General features: G+C 71.7%; 14 protein-coding genes. 4 read left to right on the top strand and 10 right to left on the bottom strand.

Annotated features, from left to right (window positions below; genetic code table 11):
- Positions 1–72: 72 nt before the first annotated feature.
- A complete protein-coding gene (locus ACFVFH_RS13710; protein WP_383767033.1) occupies positions 73–1,254 on the top strand; it encodes a PP2C family protein-serine/threonine phosphatase in 1,182 nt (393 codons plus the stop codon).
- Here the strand turns inward: ACFVFH_RS13710 and ACFVFH_RS13705 are convergent.
- From ACFVFH_RS13705 to ACFVFH_RS13685, 5 genes are all read right to left on the bottom strand, one after another.
- The gene (locus ACFVFH_RS13705; RefSeq protein ID WP_383767030.1) at positions 1,225–2,430 is read right to left on the bottom strand and encodes an aromatic acid exporter family protein; all 1,206 of its coding nucleotides are present in this window, start codon (positions 2,428–2,430) and stop codon (positions 1,225–1,227) included. The genes ACFVFH_RS13710 and ACFVFH_RS13705 overlap by 30 nt on opposite strands.
- Before the next feature lie 111 nt (positions 2,431–2,541).
- Positions 2,542–3,687, bottom strand: a complete 1,146-nt coding sequence (locus ACFVFH_RS13700; protein WP_383767028.1) for a glycosyltransferase — start codon at positions 3,685–3,687, stop codon at positions 2,542–2,544.
- 188 nt (positions 3,688–3,875) lie between these two features.
- Positions 3,876–5,249, bottom strand: coding sequence for an MFS transporter (locus ACFVFH_RS13695; RefSeq protein ID WP_383768017.1), 1,374 nt, complete (start codon positions 5,247–5,249; stop codon positions 3,876–3,878).
- Positions 5,250–5,370: 121 nt separating this feature from the next.
- Entirely contained in the window at positions 5,371–6,495 is a 1,125-nt protein-coding gene (gene arsB, locus ACFVFH_RS13690) for an ACR3 family arsenite efflux transporter (RefSeq protein ID WP_383767025.1), read from the bottom strand.
- Entirely contained in the window at positions 6,492–6,800 is a 309-nt protein-coding gene (locus ACFVFH_RS13685; RefSeq protein WP_383767022.1) for an ArsR/SmtB family transcription factor, read from the bottom strand. The genes arsB and ACFVFH_RS13685 overlap by 4 nt, the downstream gene beginning before the upstream one ends.
- A gap of 91 nt (positions 6,801–6,891) precedes the next feature.
- Between ACFVFH_RS13685 and ACFVFH_RS13680 the strand changes: the two genes are divergently transcribed.
- Complete coding sequence (locus ACFVFH_RS13680; protein WP_383767020.1) at positions 6,892–7,314, top strand: arsenate reductase ArsC; 423 nt, start codon at positions 6,892–6,894, stop codon at positions 7,312–7,314.
- 274 nt (positions 7,315–7,588) lie between these two features.
- On the opposite strand, the gene htpG is transcribed toward ACFVFH_RS13680, so the two are convergent.
- Positions 7,589–9,535, bottom strand: a complete 1,947-nt coding sequence (gene htpG, locus ACFVFH_RS13675; protein WP_383767017.1) for a molecular chaperone HtpG — start codon at positions 9,533–9,535, stop codon at positions 7,589–7,591.
- Positions 9,536–9,664: 129 nt separating this feature from the next.
- Here htpG and ACFVFH_RS13670 point away from each other — a divergent pair, with 129 nt between their 5' ends.
- Entirely contained in the window at positions 9,665–10,129 is a 465-nt protein-coding gene (locus ACFVFH_RS13670) for a hypothetical protein (RefSeq protein WP_383767014.1), read from the top strand.
- 33 nt (positions 10,130–10,162) lie between these two features.
- Here ACFVFH_RS13670 and ACFVFH_RS13665 read toward each other — a convergent pair whose 3' ends face one another.
- From ACFVFH_RS13665 to ACFVFH_RS13650, 4 genes are read right to left on the bottom strand one after another with little or no spacing between them, the layout of a single operon-like run.
- Positions 10,163–10,966 carry an SDR family NAD(P)-dependent oxidoreductase gene (locus ACFVFH_RS13665; protein WP_383767011.1) on the bottom strand — a complete coding sequence of 268 codons (804 nt, stop codon included), beginning with the start codon at positions 10,964–10,966 and terminating at the stop codon, positions 10,163–10,165.
- A 56-nt stretch (positions 10,967–11,022) separates the two neighbouring features.
- Positions 11,023–11,796 (bottom strand): SDR family NAD(P)-dependent oxidoreductase, encoded by a 774-nt coding sequence (locus tag ACFVFH_RS13660; protein WP_383767008.1) that lies wholly within the window; start codon positions 11,794–11,796, stop codon positions 11,023–11,025.
- Positions 11,762–12,484 (bottom strand): GntR family transcriptional regulator, encoded by a 723-nt coding sequence (locus ACFVFH_RS13655; RefSeq protein ID WP_383767005.1) that lies wholly within the window; start codon positions 12,482–12,484, stop codon positions 11,762–11,764. The genes ACFVFH_RS13660 and ACFVFH_RS13655 overlap by 35 nt, the downstream gene beginning before the upstream one ends.
- A 30-nt stretch (positions 12,485–12,514) precedes the next feature.
- A complete protein-coding gene (locus ACFVFH_RS13650; RefSeq protein WP_383767002.1) occupies positions 12,515–13,069 on the bottom strand; it encodes a VOC family protein in 555 nt (184 codons plus the stop codon).
- A gap of 138 nt (positions 13,070–13,207) precedes the next feature.
- Between ACFVFH_RS13650 and ACFVFH_RS13645 the strand changes: the two genes are divergently transcribed.
- A complete protein-coding gene (locus ACFVFH_RS13645; protein ID WP_383766999.1) occupies positions 13,208–15,406 on the top strand; it encodes a thiamine pyrophosphate-dependent enzyme in 2,199 nt (732 codons plus the stop codon).
- The last annotated feature ends 5 nt before the right edge of the window (positions 15,407–15,411 follow it).

The following is a 15,411-nucleotide window of genomic DNA, read 5'->3' as shown; positions in this document are numbered from 1 at the left end:
GGCGGGTCCCGGTCGCGGTGCGCGGGCGGGGTACGAGGGGCGGGGGCGGTCCGGTTGAGGTATGCCGGAAGCATGACGTCCCGGCCGTTCCTGCAGTCGATCCGCGAGTCACGGAGGCGCAGGAACGTGCTCTACGTGGTGCCGTTCGCGCTGATCGCCGTCGTCACGGCGGTGGACGTCTCCGTACCGCCGGACGTCCATCTCGGTCCGTTCCTGGTGGCGGCGCCCGCGGTGGCCGCCACGTTCAGCGGGCCGCGCATGACCGCCTTCGTCGGCGCGGTCGCCGTGCTGGCGCAGTGCCTGGTGGCCGTCTCCCGCACCAGTCTCAACGACCTCAACCACACCTACCAGATCATCGCGCTCGTCCTGATCTCCGTCTTCGTCACCTTCTTCGCCCATCTGCGGGTCCGCAACGAGCGGGCCGTGACCCAGCTGCGCTCGGTGGCCGAGGCGGCGCAGCGCGTGGTGCTGCGGCCGCTGCCCGCGCGGAGCGGCCCCCTGCGCATCGCCTCGGTCTATCTGGCGGCGGAGGCGGAGGCGCAGATCGGCGGCGATCTGTACGCCGCCGCCCGCACCATGGGTGGGACCCGCCTGATCATCGGCGACGTACGCGGCAAGGGGCTCTCCGCGATCGGTGAGGCGGCCAGTGTTCTGGGGGCCTTCCACGCCCTGTCCCGGCAGCGGTGGCCGCTGCCCGAACTGGTGGCCCACCTGGAGGCGAGCATCGCCCCGGATCCGGACGACCCGGCGCCCGGGGGCGAGGGCGGGGAGCGGGACCCGGACCTCACGGAGTCGTTCGTGACCGCCGCCGTGCTCGACATCCCCGACGACGCCGCCGAGATCCGCCTGGTCAGCTGTGGTCATCCGCCGCCGCTCCTGCTGCGCGCGGGTGAGGTGATCCCGCTCGGCGTGCGGGCGCCGGCCCCGCCGCTCGGGCTGGCCCGGCTGGTGGTCACGGAGCACACGGCGGAGACGTTCGGCTTCGAAGCCGGTGACACCCTGCTCCTGTACACCGACGGCGTCATCGAGTCCCGGGACCGGTCGGGGAACTTCTACCCGCTGCGGGAACGGGCCGCTTCGCGGTGCGGCGCCGGGCCCGACGCCCTGCTGGACTCCCTGTGCGCCGATCTGTTGCGCCATGCGGGCGGCTGTCTGGGGGACGACGCCGCGCTGGTCGCCATCGAACGCCCGGCGGCCCCGGGCGAGGCCGCGCCGACCGCTTCCTCAGGGCTGCCCGGCGCCCAGCCTGCGTGACACGGCTCGGAGCCAGGGGTGGCGCTCGTGGAGCTGCGCGGAGCGCCGGTCGAGCTCCTTGCCCAGGCGTTCCGTGCGCTTGTCGATGTCGAGCTCGTCCAGGATCCGGTCGACCTCGGCGAGCAGCGCGCCGTGCAGCTGCCACTGCCGGGGATGTTCCTGGACGTCTTCGAGAAGGAGGTCGGCCACCCGGTCCCTGGTCGCGCGGCTGACGGCGAGGGCGTCCGCCAGCCGGGCCTCCGCGTCCTCGGCGTTCTGCGCGAGCGGGGTGGTGATCAGCTCCGAGAAGCTCTCGACGGCACCGGCCAGCTGACCGAACAGCTCCGTCAGGGACTCGGCGACGTCGGCGGGGAAGAGCGTTTCGTCGGTACGGGCCTTGGCCAGGTCGGTCAGGGTGCGCGACAGCACCCGCAGCACCACGGCGCAGATCTCCAGGGTGTCCAGTCCGGTGCGCAGCACGACCCGGTACAGCAGCCCCTGCCGGACGCGCGGATTGAGCGTGAGGCTGTCCTCCGCCTGCCGCAGCGAGGCGTCGACCTCCACGATGTCGTGGTCGAGGCGGCGGGCCGCGTGGAGCCGCTCGGCCGCCCGCTCGACGGAGACGTGACCACTGACGTCCTGTCCCATCGCGCGGAGCGTCCGGCCCATCTCGCGGGCCAGTCCGTCGATGGAGGCGCCCGCGGGCAGCACCCACACGGGAGGTGCCAGGAGCAGGTTGAACAGCAGCCCCACCCCGGCTCCGATCAGGGTTTCCAGCACCCGGTCCCAGGCCGTCGAGGCGACCTGGGAGACGCCCAGCACCAGCATCGCGCTGATCGCGACCTCGGGTACGAACTCCCCGACGCGCACCAGCCGCCCGATGATCAGCGAGGCGAAGATCGTCAGTCCGAGGCTCCACCAGTTCAGGCCCACCAGCGCGCTCAGCGCGGTGGCGATGAGCACCCCGACCACCACCGAGTTCACCCGGCGGATGCCCGTGGTGAGGGTCGCGTAGAGGGTGACCTGTACGACGAGGAGGGCGGTGAGCGGCGCCGTGAGCGGTGCGGGATGGGGCAGGGTCCACACCGCCACGACGTAGGCGATGACGGCGGCCGCCGTGGAGCGCACGGTCTGCGCGCCGACGGGCTCCGTCGTGCGCCGGACGAGCTCGATCACGGGTGTGGATACTCGGGCCATTCCCTTCCCATGCCCGCCCGCACACCGTGGCAGTGCGCCGATGCGGCGACACCCACCGTACGGGCGTGCGGGCGGGCGGCCCCGCCGTGGTCGGGGGACGGGGATCAGGGGTCAGGGCCACAGGGTGCCGAGCAGTTCCCCGGCCGGGAGGGCGGCACCCATCTCGTCGGCCAGCCGCGCGGCCCGCGCGCGGTACGACGGCTCGGCGAGGACCCGCTCGGTGGCGGCGCGGATGCTCCGTACGTCGTCGGGGCCCAGGAGCGCGGGCTCGTCCACCGGGCCGCCGGTCGGGGTGACGGCCATGCCCGCCCCCGCCCCGGTCACCAGGTCGGCGTTCTCCGGCTGGTCGGCGAAGAGCGGGACGCAGACCAGCGGGACGCCTGCCGCGAGGGCGCCGTAGACCGTCCCGGAACCGCCGTGGCAGACCACGAGGGAGGCGGCGCGCAGGATGTCCGCCTGCGGTACCCACGGCTCCACATGGACGTGGCGCGGCAGCGGCCCGAGGTCCGCGGGGTCGATGCGGTGCCCGGTCGTGAGCAGTACCCGCACCGGCAGGTCGCTCACCGCGTCCACCACCGCCCGGTAGAGAGCGGCCGCGGTGGGCAGGGCGCCCGCCTCGGTGCCGAGGGTGACGTTGACCAGGGGTTCCTCCGCTCCGCCCCACCAGTCCGGCAGCGCGCCCGGACGCAGGGGCTCGTGGTAGCGGTGGGTCACGGCGTACGGCGAGGGGTCCATGGAGGCCGGCAGCCGGGTCAGGTACGGGGCGTCGAGGAGCCGCTGCGCGATGCCGGGGCCGTACGCGTCGAGCACGGGCGGCAGGAGCGGGTCGGTGGCGGCGGTGAACCGCGCGGCCGAGACCGCGACCCGGGCATGCGGGACGCCGTGCCGTTCGGCGGCCACCACCGAGGCGAACTCGAACGACTCGTGCAGGACGAGATCGGGGCGCCAGTCGCGGCAGGCCTCGTCCAGTGCGGGAAGCATCGCGGCGGTGCAGCGCCGGCCGAACACCTCTCCGACCATCAGGACGACGCCGTCGTCCGGGGGCAGGGCCAGCACCTGCTCCATGACCTGTGCGAGATCCTCCCGGGGCGGTTCCCCGCCGATGCGGTACGGCTGTTTCCGGGACGCGAGCAGGGGTTCGAGCCCCGGCGGGGCGACGACGAGGACGTCGTCGCCCCGTGCGGTGCAGGCGTCGATGAGGGGGACGAGCGGCTGGAAGTGGCCCGAGCCGCGGGTCGAGGCGAAAAGTACGCGCATGCGGCCGACCCTACGGTTCCTCACCTTCCGCCCACAGGCCCGCTTTCCGCCTGATTCAGGCTCGTTTTCCGCGTTTGTACTGCCGGCCGGGGCGCAGCGTCGCAGCGGCGATCGACAGCCGTTCCCCTGTGCCAGGTCTGCGCGCGGGAATCACCGCCCAGGGCCCCGGAACCCGGGCCGTGCCCGCCTCAGTCGCCGCGGGCGCGGGTGGCGAGCAGCGCGGCCAGGATGCCGGGCACGAGCAACAGCCCGAAGGCGGCGGCGTAGCCGACATGGTCGTTCGAGCCCGCGCTCAGGAAGGCGTTGAAGACGGCGGAGGCGACGCCCAGGATCAGGATCTGGCCCAGATTCTGATTGGTCTGCATCGCGCTGCTGGCGTAGCCCTGCCGGCCGTTGGGTGCGTGGGCGAGCGACAGCACGGTGAGGGACGGGGCGAGCAGTCCCATGCCGATGGCGGCGACGACCATCGACGACGCGGCGACGAGGGGCGGCATGCCGGGCAGCGACCCGGCGACGGCGATCGCCACCGCCCCCGCCTGCACCGAGGCGCCGACCACCACGAGGTGGTGGCGCGGGGTCCGTTCCGGCAGCCTGCCCTGCACCCAGGAGGAGGCCGCCCAGGCCAGGGCCGCGCCCGTGAAGGCCAGACCCGTCACGACGGGGGCCACGTCCCGCCCGGTGACGAGCATCAGCGGCACCAGGGCCTCCAGTGTGAAGAACACGCCCGAACTCAGCCCGCGCAGCAGCACCGTGGCGGGCAGCCCGTGCGCGGCGCGCCAGGTGCCCGTCGGCAACAGCCGCGAGGCGAACAGCACCAGCAGGGCGAGTCCGCCCGCCGCGAAGAGCAGATGGCGGGTGTCCCAGCCCGACGCGCCGTACTGGCCCAGCGCCGCTCCCGCGCTCACCGCCACCGCGACCATCAGGGCGGGGCGCGGCGTGCTCTCCTCCATGGGCGCGGGCGCGGCCCGCCAGGACCGGCCGCGCAGCACCGCGACGACCGCCAGGGCCGGGAGCGCCGTCAGGGCGGCCAGGCCGTAGAACACCACCCGCCAGGACCACCACTCGGCGACCAGTCCGGCCATCGGCGGACCGACCAGGGACGGGACGATCCAGCAGGCGCTCATCAGCGCCAGGGCGCGCGGCCGCAGACGGTCGGGGTACGCCTGGCCGATGGCCGCGTTGACCGCCACCGCGGTCATCCCGCCCGCCACTCCGTCCACGAAGCGGCCCGCGGCCAGTTGCCAGATCGAGGTGGAGGCGGCCGAGACCAGCAGGGTGACCACCGCCAGCACCATGCCGGCCGCCAGCGGGCGGTGCGCCCCGGCGCGGTCCGCCCAGTGGCCGCCCAGCACCCCGCCCAGCAGGCTCGCGGCCACGAAACACCCCGCCACCAGCGGGAAGAGCGACACCCCGTCCAGATCCTGCGCGGCGGTCGGCAGGGTGGGCACCACGGCCAGCGCGGCCAGGCCGGTCAGGAACATCACCGCTGCGAAGCAGGAGGTGGCCGCCAGGTGCGGCCGGGAGAACAGCCCCTCCGCGGCTCCGGACCCCAGGCGCGGCAGGCCGGCCGTGGTCCGTCGTCCGTGCTGTGTCGCGGGCGGGGCGGGCGATGTGCTCTTCGGGGCATCGGTCACGGGCCCACAAGCTAGGTGGAGCACGCGTCCGAACGCCAATGTTTTTCGGTTACGGGGCTGGTGGTGCCGGGGTCGCCGTCGTGGCCGTGGTCGTTCTCGTGAAGCTCTTGCGCCAGGCCAGCGACACGTACACGAGACCGATCAGGACCGGGACTTCGATGAGCGGGCCGACGACGCCGGAGAGCGCCTGGCCGGAGGTGACGCCGAAGGTCGCGACGGCGACGGCGATGGCGAGTTCGAAGTTGTTGCCCGCCGCGGTGAACGCCAGTGTGGCCGTGCGGTCGTAGGCCAGGCCGAGAGCCTTGCCGAGCAGGAAGGAGCCGCAGAACATGACCGCGAAATAGACGAGCAGCGGAGCGGCGATCCGTACGACGTCCAGCGGCTGCGAGGTGATCGTCCGTCCCTGGAGGGCGAAGAGGACGACGATCGTGAACAGCAGCCCGTACAGGGCCCAGGGGCCGGCCTTCGGGAGGAACGCCGCCTCGTAGCCCTCGCGGCCCATCTTCCGTTCGCCGATGCGACGGGTGAGGAAGCCGGCCAGCAACGGGATGCCGAGGAACACGAGGACGTTGAGGGCGATGTGCCACACGGGTACGTCCAGCCCCTGGCCGTCGCCCAGGCCGAGCCACCGGGGCAGCAGGTCGAGACAGAACCAGCCGAGCAGACCGAACGCGACGACCTGGAAGACGGAGTTCAGCGCGACGAGTACGGCGGCCGCCTCGCGATCTCCGCAGGCCAGGTCGTTCCAGATGATGACCATGGCGATGCACCGGGCGAGGCCGACGACGATCAGGCCGGTGCGGTACTCGGGCAGGTCCGGCAGGAAGATCCACGCCAGGGCGAACATGACGGCCGGGCCGACGATCCAGTTGACGGCCAGCGAGGTCACCAGCAGCGTGCGGTCGCCCGTGACGGTGTCGAGCCGGTCGTAGCGGACCTTGGCGAGGACCGGGTACATCATGACGAGCAGGCCGAGCGCGATCGGCACGGAGATCCCGCCGACCTCGATCCTCGCCAGCGCGTCGTTCATCCCCGGGATCAGCCGCCCCAGGCCCAGGCCGGCGGCCATGGCGAGCAGGATCCACACCGCGAGGTGGCGGTCGAGGGTGGAGAGCTTCCCGACGATCGAGTCGTCGCCGCCCGCCGGGGTGGCGGCGGGCCCGGTGGCGGTCACGGGCAGGCCCGCTTGTTCCCGGCGGCCCCGCGCGCGGACGCGGCCAGCTCGGCGAACTGCCCGGAAAGACCGGCCAGGACCTCGGGCCTGAGCCTGTAGTAGGTGAAGCGGCCGCACGGCTCGGTCTCCACCAGCCCGGCCTCGCGCAGCACCTTCAGATGGTTGGAGAGGTTGGTCTGCTTCGCTCCGGTCTCCTCGATCAGATGCGTCGTGCAGAGCGTCTCGCGGGCCAGCAGGGTCACGATCCTCAAGCGGAGCGGATCGCCCAGCGCCCGGATCAGATCAGGATCGACTGAAGTCAGCATGGACTGATGCTTTCACATCACCACCCGCTGATACCAGCGGAGGCTGATATCAGCGGCGGACTGGTGCCGCCGCGAGACAAGAGGGTCCCTCATGCCCGAGACCGCCGGAAAGCCGTCCGTCCTGTTCGTCCGTGTCCACAATGCCGGTCGCTCCCAGATGGCCGCCGCCTGGCTGACCCATCCGGCCGGGGACCGCGTCGAGGTCCGTTCCGCGGGATCCGACCCCGGCGCGGCCGTCGATCCCGCCGCCGTCGAGGTGATGGCCGAGGTCGGCATCGACATCTCCGCCGAGATCCCGAAGATCCTCACGGCCGACGCCGTCCGCGCGTCCGATGTGTGCATCACCATGGGCTGCGGCGACACCTGTCCCGTCTTCCCCGGCGGGCGCTACCTCGACTGGAAGCTCGACGACCCCGCCGGACGGGGCGTGGCAGCCGTCCGCCCCATCCGCGACGAGATCAGGACCCTCGTCGAGGAGCTGATCGCCGAGCCGGCACCGCGCACCGGGCCATGAGCGCAATCCGCGCACCGGGCCCACGAGCGGGAGACGTCCCGGACCCGGAGGAGGGGACACGGACCGACGGCCGGGCGGGGGCCGGGAAGCGGACCGGCGCGCCGGGGAAGGGTTCCGGCCCTCGGGGAGCCGGGGCGCTGCCGGGCCACTGCCCGTATCTCGATCCTCGCGCGGTGCCACACGGTTCGCATCCGGATCGGCCCGCCGCCGCGCGGGGCGGCGGCGGGCCGTGCCGGCCCCGGGGCCGCTCAGCGCGTTGCGGGCGGCCGCGCGCTCACAGGGTGCGTTCGAGGCGGTCGGCCATCAGTTTGACGAAGCGCGAGGGGTCGCCCAGTTCGCCGCCCTCGGCCAGCAGCGCCAGATCGTGGAGGAGCTCGGCCGTCTCCTGGAGCCCGCTGTCGCCGTCCGCACCGCGTTCGGCGTGCGCCCGGTTGAGGCCGCCGACCAGCGGGTGCTCCGGGTTGAGTTCGAGGATGCGCTTGACCTGGGGAACGTCCTGGCCCATGGCGCGGTACATGTTCTCCAGGGCCGGCGACACGTCGTGCGTGTCCGAGACGATGCAGGCGGGCGAGACGGTGAGACGCGAGGACAGGCGTACCTCCTTGACGGTCCCGCTCAGCCGGTCCGTCATCCAGCCGAGCAGATCCGCGTACTCCTGCTGACGGCCCTCGCGTTCGCTCGCGGCCTCCTTCTTCTCCTCCTCGGTGCCGAGGTCGACCTCGCCCTTGGCCACGGACCGCAGCTTCCTGCCGTCGAACTCGGGCTCCGCCTGTACCCACACCTCGTCGACGGGGTCGGTCAGCAGCAGCACCTCGACGCCCTTGGCGCGGAACGCCTCCATGTGCGGGGAGTTCTCGATGGCCTGCCGGGACTCGCCGGTCAGGTAGAAGATGTGCTCCTGGCCTTCCTTCATCCGCTCCACGTACTGGCGCAGCGTGGTCGGCTCGTCCTCGTCGTGGGTCGTGGCGAAGGACGAGACGCCGAGGATCGTCTCGCGGTTCTCGAAGTCGCTCAGCAGCCCTTCCTTGAGGACCCGGCCGAACTCCCGCCAGAACGTGGCGTACCGCTCCGGTTCGGCGGACATCATGTCCTTGACCGTCGAGAGCACCTTCTTCGCCAGGCGCCGGTGCATCAGCTGGATCTGGCGGTCCTGCTGGAGGATCTCGCGCGACACGTTGAGCGAGAGGTCCTGAGCGTCGACGACGCCCTTGACGAAGCGCAGGTACGGGGGCATCAGCGCTTCGCAGTCGTCCATGATGAAGACGCGCTTCACATAGAGCTGGATGCCGCGCTGGTATCCCTGCATGAACAGGTCCTGGGGCGCGCGCGACGGGATGAAGAGCAGCGCCTGGTACTCGAAAGTGCCTTCCGCCTGGAGGCGGATGGTCTCCAGCGGCGCACTCCAGTCATGGCTGATGTGCTTGTACAGCTCGTGGTACTCCTCGTCGGAGACCTCGTCGCGCGAGCGCGCCCACAGCGCCTTCATCGAGTTGAGGGTCTCGGGCTCGCGCGGGACCCCGTCGGCGCCCTCCCCCGGCTCCTCGGTGCCGTCGGCCGCGGTCTCCGAGGCCATCCTGACGGGCCAGGTGATGAAGTCGGAGTACCGCTTGACGATCTCCTTGATCTTCCACGGGGAGACGTAGTCGTGGAGCTGGTCCTCGGCGTCCTCCGGCTTGAGCCGGAGCGTGACCGCGGTCCCCTGGGGGGCGCTGTCGACGGTCTCGATCGTGTACGTGCCCTCGCCGCCGGAGGTCCACCGGGTGCCCTGGCTCTCGCCCGCGCGCCGGGTCAGCAGCGTGACCTCGTCGGCCACCATGAAGCTGGAGTAGAACCCGACACCGAACTGGCCGATCAGCCCTTCGGCGGCGGCCGTCCGCTCGGTCTCCTTGGCCTCCTTGAGTTCCCGCAGGAACTCCGCGGTGCCGGAGTGGGCGATGGTGCCGATGAGCTGGACCACCTCGTCGTGGGACATCCCGATGCCATTGTCACGCACGGTCAGTGTGCGGGCCTGCCGGTCGGTCTCGATGACGATGTGGAGATCGGACACGTCCACGTCGAGCGAGTCGTCGCGCAGTGCTTCGAGTCGCAGCTTGTCGAGCGCGTCGGAGGCATTGGAGACGAGTTCGCGCAGGAACACGTCCTTGTTCGAGTAGATCGAGTGGATCATCATCTGCAGAAGCTGTCGTGCTTCCACCTGAAACTCGAACGTCTCAGTGGCCATGATGCGTGGTTCCCTCTCAGGTCCGCGGGCTGGGATGTGGCCAGAGCACTTTAGATCAGCCGGTCGTCGTGCCGGGTCCGAGTGGTCCAGAATGAGCGGATGAGACGAAGATCCGAAGGCGGGTACGCTGTGGGACCGCCGTCGGGAGCCGCCCGGTCGCCACGGGCGTACGGGGCGGCCGGCCTGGCCGGAGCGGCCGTTCTGCTGCTCGGCGGCTGCGACGCCCTCGACACCGACAAGACCCCCGAGCGCGTCAGGAACGGCACCTCCGAGCTGGATCTGACCGTCACCGGGCGCCCCACCCCCGGCACCCTCGCCACCGTCGAACACGTCCTGGCCCGGCTCAGGGCCGGTGACGCCGAGGGTCTGGCCGGGCTCGCCGTGAAGGACGGCGGCACCGAGGAGGACGCGCGGCGCTGGGTGACCCGTTGGGGCGGCGCGGCCCGGCGCCCGGTCACCGCGGACTTCCAGCCGGGCGAGAGGGAGGCGTCCGTCGATCTCCGTTTCACGGGCGAACGGACCCCGTTGGCCCTGCGGTTGAAGGACCACGACTACGACGACGAGTTCCGGGTGTTCCTCCTGGAGGACCGGTGAGCCGGTTCCCGGGCCCGGCCCGGCGCGGGGCCGTCAGCCCGGCGCCACCGCGTAGCCGTCGGCCGTCCAGCCGCCGTCGCTGACCATCACCTGGCCCGTGATGTTGGCGGAGACCCCGGAGGACAGGAAGAGGGCGAGGTGCGCGATGTCCTCCGGGGTGCCGAGGCGGCCGCGCGGGGTGCGGCGGCGCAGCGCCTCCGTGTCGAGCCGCCCCGCGTCGGAGAGCCGGGTCAGCAGCTCGGTCTCGACGTACCCGGGTGCGAGCGCGTTGACCCGGATGCCGAGCGGGGCCCATTCGACGGCCAGGACCTTGGTGAGGGCGGCGACGGCGGCCTTGGTCGCGCAGTACGCCGCGCGCTCGGGGCCGGCGGTCACCCCGTACATCGACGAGGTGGTGAGGACGACGCCCCCGTCGCCCGCGCGCATGACGTGGGCGGCGGCGCGGGCGCAGACGAAGACGCCGGTGAGGTTGACGTCCAACGCGGTGTTCCAGCGGTCCAGTTCGAGGTCGAGGGAGGGCGCGTTGGCGGACACGCCCGCGTTGGCGACCATGACGGACAGCTCACCCGTCCGGGCGGTGAACGCGGTGAGCGCCGCCGTCACGGCGTCCTGGTCGCTCACCGGGGCCGTGGCCGTCGTGATCACCTGTCCGGGGCGGCCCGCGGCCAAGGCGGGCCGCACCCGGTCCAGTTCGTCGCCGTCGATGTCCAGCAGGAGCACATGGCACCCCGCGCGCGCGTACGCCGCGGCCATCGCCAGGCCCAGGCCGCGCGCGGCGCCGGTGACGCATACGGACCTGCCGTCCAGGTCGGGGTAGATCGCCGCTTCCGTCGTCATGTTCCGTTCCGTTCCCGCTCGCTGTGCCGTTCTCGCCCTCGGTGCTCCGGTCCCGCTCAGACCATGTGCATGCCGCCGTTGACATGGATGACCTCGCCCTGCACGAAGCTCGCGGCGGGCGAGCACAGGAAGGTGACGACGGAGGCGACCTCCTCCGGCCGGCCCAGGCGGCCGAGGGGTGTGGTGGCGAGGGCGGTGTCGCCGCGCTCGGCGACGTAGCCGCGGGTCATGGCGGTCTCGATGATGCCGGGCGACACCATGTTGATCCGTGCCCTGGAGCCGAGTTCCCAGGCGAGGCTGCGGGAGAAGGCGAGCAGCGCGCCCTTGGTCGCCGCGTAGTGCGCGTGCCGGACGCTGCCGCGGTGACCGGCCATCGAGGTCAGGTTGACGATGCTGCCGCCCTCGTTGAGGTGGGGCAGGACGGCGCGGGTGAGGTAGAAGACGCCGTTGAGGTTGACCGAGATGACGGTGTTCCACTGCTCGTCGGTCATGTCGGCGACGGCCTGCTCCGGGTAGATCCCGGCGGCGGGCACCAGGAAGTCGACCGAGCCGAACGCCTCGACGGCCGCGGCCACGAACGCGTTGTTGCTCTCCGGCGAGGCCGCGTCCAGGGTCCGGGTGAGCACGGTCGCGCCGGTCGGGTCGAGCGTCGCGGCGAACTCCTCCAGCGCCCCGGCGTCCAGGTCGCCGAGGACCAGGGCGGCACCGGCCGCGTGGAACTGGCGGGCGACCTCGCGGGCGATGCCGCCGCCCGCGCCGGACACGAGGAGGGTCCGGCCCTCGAAGGGGCGGGCGTCAGCCGGCCGGGTCTGCTGTGTGGTCGCTGTCATGGTCGTCCTCCGTGAACAGTTCGGGGTGTCGGGCCAGCTCCAGCCGTGTGCGGCGGATGTGGCCGGTGAGAAAGCGTTCGGCGTCGACGGTGTCGGCCCGCTTGATCGCGTCGATGATCAGGCGGTGCTCGGCGTGGATCAGCTCCCAGCCGGTGTCGCCCGCGAGCCGGGCGAAGGCGCGGCGGTAGTGCTGGGTGGTGTTCCAGAAGCGGTCGACCATGGCGGTGATCTGGCTGACCCGGCACCCGGCGTAGGTGAGCAGGTGCAGACGGCCGTCGAGGGCCAGGAAGCGGTCGACGTCCGTGGTCAGCTCGATCTGCCGGGCGATCGTCTCCAGTTCGGTGATCTGCTCGGCGGTGAGGTGCGGAATGCTCTCGGCCAGGGCGAGCGGTTCCAGGCGTTCGCGGATCTTGTAGACGCCCTCGCACTCCGCCATGTCCATCCGGGAGACCCAGGCGCCGCTGTTGGACTTCACGACGGTCAGGCCCTCGGCGGCCAGTATCCGCAGGGCCTCGCGCACCGGCAGCCGGCTGGCGCCGAGCTGCGCGGCGACCTGCTCCTGCATGATCCGTGCGCCGGGGCGCAGTTCACCGCTCAGGATGGCGGCGCGCAGATGGTCCGCGACGCGCTGGCTGGCGACGGCGGCGGCTCCGGAGGAGTCGGATCCGGTGGTCGGCTTACGAGACATGGTTCTCCCTGGTGGGGTGGCGCGGCGCGGTCAGACGGAAGGCTGCCACAGCCGTACCGGTGAGCCGGTCTCGTACCGCTTGCCGTCCGGGTAGGAGACAAGCTCCAGCTGCATCCCCCAGGGTGCGAGGAAGTAGACCCAGCGCTGTCCCTCGCTCGGGCCCGAGCTGGCCGTGGGTCCGCCCAGGATCCGTACGCCGTGCTGCCTCAGGTGGGCCACGGCGGCGTCGAGGTCGGTGACGTAGAAGGCGAGGTGGTGGCCGCCGACGTCGCTGTTGCGCGGCGGTCGCGTCTGCTGTCCGGGGGCCTCGTACTCGAAGATCTCGAAGTTGGGGCCGCCGGCGCAGCGGAAGAAGCGCAGCTCGCGCATCACGGCACGCGGGTGCACGCCGAGGTGGTCGCTCATCCAGGTGCCGTCGGAGCGGAACGGGCCGAGCGAGTAGACGTGCTCGCAGCCGATCACGTCGACGAAGAACCGGGTCGCCTCTTCGAGGTCGGGAACGGTGAAGCCGATGTGCTCGACGCCGGTCAGACCGGGAAGCCCTCGCTGCCCATCCCCTGCTGAATGGATCCATCTATCCGCCATGTGTCTCACAGTGCGCCGCCCCAGGTGTCACAGTCAATGGACATTCCCGAAATCTGAACGTAACGTTCCGGTAACGAGGTATTGGCTATGGATCCATTCGCTGCGACAGTGCTCACCGAATCACACAGGAGAGTGCTCATGCCCACACACCGGAAACTGGCCCCCGCCTCACCCTGGACCGAGGTGACGGCGACCAAGAAGGACTGGCACGGCGCGGACCCGCGGCTGCTGACCTCGATGTTCACCCAGACCCTGCTGATCAGGACCTTCGAGGAGTACGTCCTCGACCTCGCGGGCCAGGGACTGGTCCATGGTCCGGCGCACTCCAGCATCGGGCAGGAGGGCGGCGCCGTCGGCTCCGTGTCCGCACTGACCGGGGCCGACTTCATCGGCGGATCGCACCGGGGACACCACCAGTTCCTGGCGAAGGCCCTGGGGTACGTCGCCCCCGGGGGCATCGACCTGCGCCGCCCCGTCGACGCCGGGGTGCGCACCGTCCTGCAACGCAGCCTGGCCGAGATCTGCGGCCTGGCCAGGGGCTTCTGCCAGGGGCGCGGCGGATCCATGCATCTGCGGTGGCGTGAGGCCGGGGCCATGGGCACCAACGCGATCGTCGGCGGCGGCGTGCCGCAGGCGGCCGGGTTCGCCTGGTCGGCGCGGCAGGCCGGCACCGATGCCGTCTCGGTGACCTACTTCGGGGACGGCGCGGTCAACATCGGTTCCGTGCTGGAGACGATGAACCTCGCGGCCGCCTGGAAGCTGCCGGTCTGCTTCTTCATCGAGAACAACAAGTACGCCGTCTCCACCCACGTGGACGAGGCGACGGCCGAACCCCGGCTCTCCGCGCGCGGTCTGGGCTTCAACATCCCCAGCTGGCGCGTGGACGGCATGGATCCGCTCGCCGTGCACCTCGCCATGAGCGAGGCCGTGGACCACATGCGGGCCGGTCACGGACCGACGATCGTCGAGGCCGAGGTCTACCGCTTCTTCCACCAGAACGGCCCGTTCCCGGGCAGCGCGTTCGGCTACCGCACCAAGGACGAGGAGAAGGAGTGGCGGGCCCGCGATCCGCTGGCCCTCGTCTCGCGGCAGCTCGTCGAGAACGGTGTCCTGACGGACGGCGAGATCGAGGAGTGCACCGCGCGGGCCGAGGCGGTCATGGCCGCCATCGGTGACGAACTGCTGGAGCCCGACCCCGACGGCAAGCCGGGCACCCGCCGCATCCGGCCCGCCGAATGGCCCGACCCGTCCTTCCGTGACGTCGGGGTGCGGGGCGATCTCGGCGAGTTCGAGGGCGTCCGCCTCGCCGACACCGGCACCGGGCCCGATGCCTTCCAAGGGCGGCTGGAGCAGCGGAAGTTCATCGATGTCGTGGCCGAGGTGATGAGCCGGCGCATGGCCGAGGACGACTCCGTCGTCGTCATGGGCGAGGACGTGCACCGGCTCAAGGGTGGCACCAACGGCGCCACCAAGGGCCTGGCCGAGGCCCATCCGGACCGGGTCCTGGGCACACCGATCAGCGAGAACGCCTTCGCCGGGCTCGCGGGCGGCATCGCGCTCGACGGCCGGTACAAGCCGGTGGTGGAGTTCATGTACGCCGACTTCATGTGGGTCGCGGCCGACCAGATCTTCAACCAGATCGGCAAGGCCCGGCACATGTTCGGCGGCGACGGACAGGGCACCGGCGTCCCGCTCGTCCTGCGCAGCAAGGTCGCCATGGGCACCGGCTACGGCTCCCAGCACTCCATGGACCCGGCGGGGATCCTCGCCACGGCCCCCGGCTGGCGGATCGTCGCCCCGTCCACGCCCTTCGACTACGTCGGCCTGATGAACTCCGCGTTGACCTGCAAGGACCCGGTCGTCGTCCTGGAGCACACCGATCTCTACAACTCGGTCGGTCCGGGCCCGGTGGACGACCTCGACTACTGCCTGCCCGTGGGGAAGGCGGCCGTGCGCCGCACCGGGTCACGGATCACGATCGTGACGTACCTGGCGATGACCCACTACGTCCTGGAGGCGGTCGAGCAGCTGGGCCTGGACGCCGAGGTCATCGACCTGCGCTGGCTGGACCGCGCCAGTCTCGACTGGGACACCCTCGGCGCGAGCGTCCGGAAGACCAACAACGTGCTCATCGCCGAACAGGGCCCCGTGGGCACCTCCTACGGCGGCTGGCTGTCCGACGAGATCCAGCGACGCTGGTTCGACTGGCTCGACCGGCCGGTGGAGCGCGTCCAGGCGGGCGAGTCCTCTCCCAGCATCAGCAAGGTGCTGGAGCGGGCGGCCATCGCACGGACCGAAGAGGTCGTGGCCGCGCTCCAGCGGGTCACCGGGAACTGACCCTC

This window comes from Streptomyces sp. NPDC057697 (genome assembly GCF_042799335.1).
Classification (GTDB): Bacteria; Actinomycetota; Actinomycetes; order Streptomycetales; family Streptomycetaceae; genus Streptomyces.
This window is presented reverse-complemented; position numbering and strand designations above follow the sequence as displayed.

What these genes read in the sequence shown, in the direction of transcription:
- ACFVFH_RS13700 (WP_383767028.1), bottom strand. Translation starts at nt 3,687, where the DNA reads ATGCGCGTACTTTTCGCCTCGACCCGCGGCTCGGGCCACTTCCAGCCG.
- ACFVFH_RS13655 (WP_383767005.1), bottom strand. Translation starts at nt 12,484, where the DNA reads ATGTCTCGTAAGCCGACCACCGGATCCGACTCCTCCGGAGCCGCCGCC.
- ACFVFH_RS13660 (WP_383767008.1), bottom strand. Translation starts at nt 11,796, where the DNA reads ATGACAGCGACCACACAGCAGACCCGGCCGGCTGACGCCCGCCCCTTC.
- ACFVFH_RS13685 (WP_383767022.1), bottom strand. Translation starts at nt 6,800, where the DNA reads ATGCTGACTTCAGTCGATCCTGATCTGATCCGGGCGCTGGGCGATCCG.
- ACFVFH_RS13680 (WP_383767020.1), top strand. Translation starts at nt 6,892, where the DNA reads ATGCCCGAGACCGCCGGAAAGCCGTCCGTCCTGTTCGTCCGTGTCCAC.
- ACFVFH_RS13665 (WP_383767011.1), bottom strand. Translation starts at nt 10,966, where the DNA reads ATGACGACGGAAGCGGCGATCTACCCCGACCTGGACGGCAGGTCCGTA.
- ACFVFH_RS13650 (WP_383767002.1), bottom strand. Translation starts at nt 13,069, where the DNA reads ATGGCGGATAGATGGATCCATTCAGCAGGGGATGGGCAGCGAGGGCTT.
- ACFVFH_RS13705 (WP_383767030.1), bottom strand. Translation starts at nt 2,430, where the DNA reads ATGGCCCGAGTATCCACACCCGTGATCGAGCTCGTCCGGCGCACGACG.
- ACFVFH_RS13645 (WP_383766999.1), top strand. Translation starts at nt 13,208, where the DNA reads ATGCCCACACACCGGAAACTGGCCCCCGCCTCACCCTGGACCGAGGTG.
- ACFVFH_RS13710 (WP_383767033.1), top strand. Translation starts at nt 73, where the DNA reads ATGACGTCCCGGCCGTTCCTGCAGTCGATCCGCGAGTCACGGAGGCGC.
- htpG (WP_383767017.1), bottom strand. Translation starts at nt 9,535, where the DNA reads ATGGCCACTGAGACGTTCGAGTTTCAGGTGGAAGCACGACAGCTTCTG.